This is a genomic window from Oscillatoria salina IIICB1 (genome assembly GCF_020144665.1).
Classification (GTDB): domain Bacteria; phylum Cyanobacteriota; class Cyanobacteriia; order Cyanobacteriales; family SIO1D9; genus IIICB1.
In genome coordinates this window covers 1-7770 of sequence record NZ_JAAHBQ010000124.1, presented here as the reverse complement: position 1 = coordinate 7770, position 7770 = coordinate 1, and the positions used below count along the sequence as shown (strand labels likewise).

Below are 7770 nucleotides of genomic sequence, written 5' to 3'. Positions count from 1 at the left end.
ATGAAGGCTTTGATAGAGGACAAAATATTGAGATTTATACATTAGTGGAAACTAATCTACCAACTGAGTTTTTAGAATCTTTACCTTATACGAGAGTAGAGGTAGATAGGGGAATTGATACATATGTTGTCCCGAACGAGTTACTTCCTTATCTTAACCCTCCGGTTATACATGACTCTATGCCAATTCCATAATGAAAATAAATTTTTATGTGTTCAAAACTAAAGAGTATAATATATTTACGTTTTTCAGTTTAAAACTATTATTCAATTTTATACTTGAAAAGTTATCAAATTATTATGAAACCAACTATAACTCTTCGAGAGCTAAACATTAGTATTCTTACTTCCAGAATAAACTGTCCTATTTCTTTTGACCTTAAATATCTAAAAATGGAAGGTATTATTTCACCAGACTGGACTCTTTCTCAAATTCCTGTAAAAACAGAAGATTTTACCCAATTTATTTTTACTAATGGGATTAGGGTGATTTTAAGACCAAACATAGTGACTTTTGCAGAACCATTGAAATCTTTTTTAATTGAAAAAGTTAAAGTCATTTCTTTAGTATTTAATTATATTAAAAACCCTTCTGTCTTTCCCTCTTATAAAATTCTCTTTAATATAAGGAGCTATGTGGCATTTAACAGTAGTAATAAAAGTTTGCCTTCACAGTATATTAGTTCATTGCTAAAGCCAGGAAAATGGTTAGAGTATGGTGAAGAAGAAGTTAGAGCTACTCTTAATTTTGTTTATCATCTTGAGCCAGTTCAGCTAACTATAAATATCAAAGAGGCTGAATTGCAGTTACCAAATGCCATAATTATACCTTCTGTACTTTTTTCTGGCAAATACTTGTTTAATTTAAAAGAGTCTAGTGTAAAAAAACACTTTCACAATTTAAAAACAGCAACTTCTTACTGGGAAAGAAGTATAGAAAACTACAGGTTGATTGTAGAAGAAGTTTTTATAAGAGTACCTTAATCCAGTTTCATTAATTATATACTATATAATTTTGTCAACGAACGAAAACTTTATTTTTCGATTAAGTTTATCAACTTCGCTAACACGGACTTTCACGGCTTCACCATCTTTTAATACTTGATTAATCTCTTCCCAAGATTTTAATCCCATAGTTTCAGAGCTTAGATGACCTACAATTCCACCTTCAACTATGATTGTTGCTCTTGTCCAATCAACACCGTTAATTACAGCTTTTTTAACTTCGCCTTCGTGAATCATATCTTCTATGTTATTCCAGGGATCTTGAATAATTAAAATATTGGCAATCGGTCGTAAACCTTCGCATATTTTATAAACATTACCTATTTTAATGTGAGGTGCTACTAAATCAATTGAAAGAAACCATATTCGTACTAGTAAAGATTCACCAGGCTTAATTTCTAAACGATCAACAAATTCAACTTGACAATCAAAGTAAGCATTATCAATCTGACAAAGACACCGATAACCCGAATATTTTGCCTTACTTGTTCCGTATAACTCAAAATTACCTAAATAGTGATACATAGTCAATTTACTACATCATTTTGTTCTATTATATATAAGAAATTATCTAAGCGCTTTTAACGAAAAGATTTAGAGATAAAAACCTAAAGGGGGATAGAGATTGTCATCCCCGATGGGGAGGAGGAGATTGAAGATATTCAGGTAGGGGATTGGGTGATTGCCGATGACCCCACGACTCCTGGAGAGATAGAAGCGCGTCAGGTGTTGCAGACTTTTGTACGCCAAACTGACCTAGTGATTGACCTCTATGTGGATGGAGAGGTGATTAGTGTAACAGAGGAACATCCTTTCTGGGTGCCGAGTTTGGGGTGGGTTGAGGCGGAAGATTTAACGGTGGGGATGTGGTTACAGACGGATGAGGAGACGTTTGTTGACATTGATGGGATTGAGGTAAGGGAAGGGGAGTTTGAGGTTTATAACTTCGAGGTGGAGGAGTTTCATACTTACTTTGTCTCGGATTTGGGGCTGCTAGTTCATAATGTGAGTAGTGGTGGTGGTGGCTGGGATGATATTCCGCTAGAAGATTTAGAGGAGTTAACTGGAACAACAATTCAAGATCCTCGTGCTAGGCAAATAGCAAATGGTCACGCTTATAACTCTCATAAAACAGACTTTCCCCAAGTTCAAGATCGTCTTAAATTCGCCCAAGAAATAGAATACATAATTAATAATCCTACGGCTTCAAAACAACTAACAAATGGACGTACTGCTTACTTAGATGAACCAAATCAGATCGTAGTTATAGTTAACCCAAAAGATCTAGATGGAGGCACTACTTATAGACCCCGAGATCTAGATACTCAACAACCGACAGATGCAAGAGAGCATTTCGATCGACTGCGATGATCAAGTTGATATTTGAAAAACATTCTATAAAGATGAATTACCATGAAATTAATACAACTAAAGTTGACAACCAGCGAAGTAGAAGTTCCTAAAATAGAAGCAGATATGATTTTATATGCACTGAAGGTAATAGTAAAGGAAATTCCTCTGTGGGAGTTCCAAACAATAATGGGATACTACATGGAGGAGGTGCAAAGCCTAATTGACAAGCTGCATACCATTACTGAAAGCCACCAGTCACTTGAAATTTATAACTTTGATTTAAGTTTTGACGAATTATATATCATACACGGGGCTTTAAGAGAATGTGGTTACACTCAAAGAAACAAAAGTGTGGAAAAAGAACTTTTTCAAAGCGTGGAGAAATTGATAAAGCAAATAAAAGATCAAACTTGAACATATAGTGTTTTCAAACGGGACATGAAAAAGCATCATACTTTTAAAAGTTAGGAATATTTCCTAACTTTACTTTCGCTAAAAATTCAAATAATTGAGTTAGAAACTTTAATTTTTTGTTACTTTCGGTATAACTTCGCCGCTCCGGTAAAGTTATACTTGAATATCCAGTTAACGTCATAAATATATAGCTTATGTAGATTTAAATACAGGAACAATGTTTATAGATAATCCTACTAAACCAACCGTTTTTAGACGAGATAACTACGCTGATTATCTTAGAGAGAACGACTTCACTCCCGATTAATTATGAAGATTGTAAATTTTACCAAAGAAGTAGCTGTAATCGAGTTTTCACTTGATGAGTTGCTTATCATCAAAAATTCGTTGTTGGAAGTAGATAAGCAAATTACAGTTAATGACTTTGTTGCACTAATTCCAAAACTTTCTCAAGATGAAGCCGTTCAATTCGCTCATCTTATTGGGAAAATTATTAACTGTTACCCAAAAAGCTATAAATTAACATCAGCCGATGAATTAATTGAGTCAGTCCAATCTGTTGATGAAGGAATTATACTTCAAATCAAATATGAAGCTTTACTAGGTTCTCGTAGTATACTCAGTACTCTTGTTCATCAAATGGGTGTTGAAATCTCTGACTTTAACTTACAAATTGGATTTGAAAAAAAACAAATAGATTCCCTTATTAATTCACTAAACAAAGATATTTTAGGAAGGATGAGCGAGCTTCGTCCAGAGCATTTTATTTTTGAAAGGTCAAGAGAGATAGAAAGAGAATTAAAATTAAAGCCTCAATATTTATCAGAAAATTGCGTGCAGTTAGAAATAAAGAGAACTAGCGAACTAAATTTTTCGACTTGGAAAATAACATTTTTGTTGGGTAGCTTAGAAAATAGAAAAAGATGGAGCATAATTCAGATTCGACTTAGCAAAATGTCGGCTCCCTTTAATTATTTATCTAAGTCGAGCTTTGAATACGTAGCACACGAGAAGCTAGCTTCATTAATAGCTTATTTAGAGTTAGTTATTTCAGAAGTAATTGAAGAGGAAGATTTAGAGAAATTTACTCTGATCACCTTTCACGCTAATTATGGACTTTTGTTTGAAATTCAAGTTTTGTCAAGATGGATAAAATCTCCTGAGTCAGGAAATTTTAAAATTCGTTTCCGCTTCTACTTAAACAGTCAGGAGAATACAGAGGATGAGCAACATATAGAAATTGAAGATATAGCAACTTTAAAGAATATTTATGCTTTTATTTCATCAGTACGCTCGTTTTTATCTGAACTTCCGACTAAAAGTTAAACTGTTAACCTAAGCCGGAGAGTCACCCCTCCGACTCGGCTACAAAACGGTACGTGAAAGTTTCCTTTCATACCGCTCCTCAACAAGACAGTATTTGTCAAATACACCTCGTCACCAGCATTCCGTCTATCCATTTCCAATCAGTCACGAATGTAGGAAGGCGTTGCGACAGCAAATGGACAAAAAACAACGCTGCGCGTATAGTTAGAATTATTTAGATTAATTTGACTTAGGTAAAACTAGGTGTATAAATGAACTTGTACGTCTAGTTTGGGCTAACTGAACGTATAATCAAAGAGATTTGAGCAGATCATCAACCGAAAAACGAGCGTGTATAATTAGGCGCTCATTCCATCTATACCTGAATTTGGTAGAAAGACAAAGACCTCGATTAATGTGTGCCAGCAGTAAATACATTTAGACAATTTATATTTCCGCGCTCCCTATTGGGACTAAATCACTGTAACTCTTACCAGACCCCGGTTTCCAGGACAGGCGGCACTTGGATGACACGAACCTTCAATCTAGTCGGGCGTTGGCACAATTAATTATAATCATCACCTGCCTCATGCCGAAAAATTCGACAAGATACGCTCTAAAGCCGCCTTGAGAACAGGTAAATCGGCTCGAACCGTTTCCCAAATCACCGCCAGATCAACCCGGAAATACTCATGGATGACCGCATTTCTCATGCCTCGAATCTGAGACCACGGCATCGTCGGGTCTGCCGCCTCTAAATCAGTAATAGCACTCGCTACCGCCTCACCAATTACCGCCAGACTGTACAGCACTGCCCTTTCAGCTTGTGGGTTCTGGGTAAACGCCTCAAAGCTCAGTCCCTCAACCGTTTCCTCCACCACCGCAATCTCAGACAACATATCCCGTACCCGCGACTCAAACTCCCTAGACGGCACGAATTGCCTCCTTCAGCACAGTTTCCCGTAAATGGGGACGCAGGGAACTCAACGTCCCCACATCTACCGAACAGCCTAAAAGCTCCTCCAGGTACGATTGCAGCCCCAATAGCGTAAACAACCCAACCGGACGGTCAAACTCCACCAAAACGTCCACATCGCTATCGACAGTGGCTTCACCTCGCGCCACCGAGCCAAACAGAAACAGCGCTTTCACCGCAAACTCGTCGAAACGTTCTCGATGACTCTCCAGCAACCGGAGAATCTGTTCTCTCTCCATTACTCTACCCCCAATGGTCAAAACCCACTATCAAAGCCGGAATCCCCCTGTTGTCAAACCACTGCGTCCTTTCATCACCATGCAATCCACTCCCACCTCTAGCACCAACCTAATACACAAAATCCATCCCCTGTAAAGCACAGTCAAGCAAGTGCAGATGTACCGTTATAATCAACCCTGATGGGCATTGGCTTTTAGCCCCATTCTCTCGTTGACAACCTGATAAGCAAATTAAAACTGACGACAACGCGATTCTGAAAAACCACGCTATTTCTAGGGCTGTAGCCCCTATTCAACGTTATTCCGTTAACGTATAATTAAGAGCATGAAAGTTAAAGGAAATGGACAGGCTAAGGTTCTCTCCGAGCGGGAGTTAGAAAGGTTATTCAGCGAGGGTTTACTAACTGCTCGCGATCGCGCTTTGTTTGCCATTTGTTTATTCACAGGATGTCGGGTGAGTGAGGCATTGGCTTTACATCAAGATGACCTAAAATGCAATACGATTACTTTCCGCAAGTCTACCACGAAGGGTAAGCTAAAAACTCGTAATGTTGATATTCATCCGAAGTTGGGGGAGTTTCTCGCGGAATATAATCCGAAAACTGAGGTGTTATTTCCAGGAATGCACGGTCGGGGGACGCTGAGTCGCCACATGGCTGACCGTCTTTTACGAGATGCTTGTCGGCGTATTGGGATTGAGGGGGTTAGCACCCATTCTTTTCGGCGCACTGCTTTGACGCAGATGCACAATAGTGGGATTCCTTTACGTCATGTGCAAGAAATCTCTGGACATAGCGATTTAGGCTCGTTACAGCGATATTTGGAGGTGTCGGCAGAACAAAAGCGTCGGGCGATTTCAACTATTGGTTTTTGATTTTTTTCGATACTTATTAATAAATTCTTCTGGGGTTAAACAATCAAATTTGGAAATTTGGCGCTCGTAATTTTCGGTTCGATGAAACCAAACAATCGGCTTCACCGTATAAGGCAGACAAATAAATTTCGATGTCTTCTGAAGGGATTATTTGACTTTCGCTTAACTGTAATTTATCTTCATCCCAATTGATAGTGGAAGGTGTCACTCTCCGGCTTAGGTTAACCGCTCTACGCCTATTCGCCAGCTTGTTTCAGGGCAGTATTAATAACAGTGGTACTCAGTCGAATTCCTCGATGAAGCATTTGTTCAATGGCTGTTTTAATAGAGAGCGGATATCCTTCTCGTTTGGCACGAATTAAAACCCCAATTGACCCTGTAACTGAAAGCCCACTGAGTCGAGCATAACGTCGCCCTATGGCTTCATCAATACAAACGGTGGTTATGCTTTCATTTAATGCTAATTGAATAACGGATGCTTCCCCTAAGTCAAGGCTATTTAATAAGAAAGGAGAAATCTTTAAGGGGGTTGTTTGTTTGTTCAGTTTCAAAGCTGCTTGAAATTCCGCAGCAGCAAAACGAGAGGAATCACCTGTGAGGATTTCTTGACAAACTTCAAAGGGAACAAGAACTTCGCTATAAAGGTTTTCTAACAGGCTTAAGTCTCCTAAGGCTGCGACTAAGGCAATTAAGGGTGAGGTGTTAATCACAATTCTATCGGGTTTAGGCATTCTCAATGTCGGAGAGGATTTCTTCTTCGCTTAAGTCAATCATGGGGACTTGGTAATCGTTTAATTTTAAGAGAAAGGTGACTCTATCTATGCCTAGTAAAGCAGCAGCCATACCGGAAGATAAGCGTTTCATTTCATAAAGTTTAACTGCCATTGCCCATCTTGCTTCAAGTTCAAATTGTTCTCTGGTTTGTCCAATGGCATCGGGGAAGGTTTCGGGATAGGTTATTTGTAGTTGTAAGGACATAGGTAATTATTAAAGGTAGATTAATATCGGTTATTTTTTGAGAGTTAAGTTGTTCGACAAAGTAGATATAACGGATAATTAAGGGTATGAAAGTTAAAGGAAATGGACAGGCTAAAGTTTTCTGTGAGCGGAAGTTAGAAAGGTTGTTTAGCGAGGGTTTATTAACTGCTCGCGATGAGCATTTCTTGCTTGATTTGTTGAATGAGTTCTCTAACTTTCTCTGGGGTATCATAGCCTTTGGAGAGCATCATCTGGTGACGAGAGTCAAATTCATCAGGTTCGTCTGGGGAGACGATGATTACCTCAACTTCGCCATTGCTGAAGTTTTCGGGAAGGGAAACACTCAAACCGCCATCTTTGACTGTTCCTTTGGTTTGGATGATTCTCATAATGTTAGGGATTGGGGGTCTGATTCTAGTGTAGTTGAATTGAGTTAAATTTTTCTGTATGTGGCGGGGCGGGAAGAGGCTACCAACTCCCAACCATAGTCTTTAAGTTTTCCTGATTTACCCCATCTACGAACAGTCTCTGGTGAGCGCCCTAATTTCTTTGCCAAATCTGCTAGAAAAATAGGTCTTTTGGGTTGAGAGGGCGTTGAACAGACTTTTTCTGATTTTAGAGGTGATT

Annotated in this window: 13 protein-coding genes; 6 read left to right on the top strand and 7 right to left on the bottom strand. The window is 38.6% G+C overall.

The annotated features are described in order from the left end of the window. Together G3T18_RS24060 and G3T18_RS24055 are read left to right on the top strand one after the other, a co-directional pair. Positions 1-194: hypothetical protein (locus G3T18_RS24060; RefSeq protein WP_224413132.1), on the top strand; the 194-nt coding region annotated here is incomplete at its 5' end. Between the two features lie 105 nt (positions 195-299). Then, positions 300-983, top strand: coding sequence for a hypothetical protein (locus G3T18_RS24055; RefSeq protein ID WP_224413131.1), 684 nt, complete (start codon positions 300-302; stop codon positions 981-983). A 21-nt stretch (positions 984-1004) separates the two neighbouring features. On the opposite strand, the gene G3T18_RS24050 is transcribed toward G3T18_RS24055, so the two are convergent. Further along, the gene (locus tag G3T18_RS24050) at positions 1005-1529 is read right to left on the bottom strand and encodes a hypothetical protein (protein ID WP_224413130.1); all 525 of its coding nucleotides are present in this window, start codon (positions 1527-1529) and stop codon (positions 1005-1007) included. Between the two features lie 153 nt (positions 1530-1682). Between G3T18_RS24050 and G3T18_RS24045 the strand changes: the two genes are divergently transcribed. The 3 genes from G3T18_RS24045 to G3T18_RS24035 all read left to right on the top strand — a co-directional run bounded on the left by G3T18_RS24045 (position 1683) and on the right by G3T18_RS24035 (position 4097). Further along, entirely contained in the window at positions 1683-2375 is a 693-nt protein-coding gene (locus G3T18_RS24045) for a polymorphic toxin-type HINT domain-containing protein (protein ID WP_397333999.1), read from the top strand. Positions 2376-2417: 42 nt separating this feature from the next. Then, positions 2418-2771 (top strand): hypothetical protein, encoded by a 354-nt coding sequence (locus tag G3T18_RS24040; RefSeq protein WP_224413129.1) that lies wholly within the window; start codon positions 2418-2420, stop codon positions 2769-2771. Positions 2772-3080: 309 nt separating this feature from the next. Next, entirely contained in the window at positions 3081-4097 is a 1017-nt protein-coding gene (locus G3T18_RS24035) for a hypothetical protein (protein WP_224413128.1), read from the top strand. 566 nt (positions 4098-4663) lie between these two features. Here G3T18_RS24035 and G3T18_RS24030 read toward each other — a convergent pair. Both G3T18_RS24030 and G3T18_RS24025 read right to left on the bottom strand, forming a co-directional pair. Continuing rightward, positions 4664-4975 carry a HepT-like ribonuclease domain-containing protein gene (locus tag G3T18_RS24030; RefSeq protein ID WP_224413127.1) on the bottom strand — a complete coding sequence of 104 codons (312 nt, stop codon included), beginning with the start codon at positions 4973-4975 and terminating at the stop codon, positions 4664-4666. Positions 4976-5000: 25 nt separating this feature from the next. Further along, positions 5001-5291 carry a nucleotidyltransferase family protein gene (locus tag G3T18_RS24025; RefSeq protein WP_224413126.1) on the bottom strand — a complete coding sequence of 97 codons (291 nt, stop codon included), beginning with the start codon at positions 5289-5291 and terminating at the stop codon, positions 5001-5003. 325 nt (positions 5292-5616) lie between these two features. Between G3T18_RS24025 and G3T18_RS24020 the strand changes: the two genes are divergently transcribed. Further along, positions 5617-6165, top strand: a complete 549-nt coding sequence (locus G3T18_RS24020) for a tyrosine-type recombinase/integrase (protein WP_224413125.1) — start codon at positions 5617-5619, stop codon at positions 6163-6165. Between the two features lie 236 nt (positions 6166-6401). Here the strand turns inward: G3T18_RS24020 and G3T18_RS24015 are convergent, their stop codons facing one another. The 4 genes from G3T18_RS24015 to G3T18_RS24000 form a co-directional block, all read right to left on the bottom strand. After that, complete coding sequence (locus G3T18_RS24015; protein WP_224413124.1) at positions 6402-6875, bottom strand: DUF3368 domain-containing protein; 474 nt, start codon at positions 6873-6875, stop codon at positions 6402-6404. A 13-nt stretch (positions 6876-6888) separates the two neighbouring features. Continuing rightward, the gene (locus G3T18_RS24010) at positions 6889-7143 is read right to left on the bottom strand and encodes a UPF0175 family protein (RefSeq protein ID WP_224413123.1); all 255 of its coding nucleotides are present in this window, start codon (positions 7141-7143) and stop codon (positions 6889-6891) included. A 161-nt stretch (positions 7144-7304) separates the two neighbouring features. Next, entirely contained in the window at positions 7305-7532 is a 228-nt protein-coding gene (locus G3T18_RS24005; protein ID WP_224413122.1) for a hypothetical protein, read from the bottom strand. A gap of 44 nt (positions 7533-7576) precedes the next feature. After that, the coding region (locus G3T18_RS24000) for a hypothetical protein (protein ID WP_224413121.1) at positions 7577-7770 on the bottom strand (194 nt) is incomplete at its 5' end.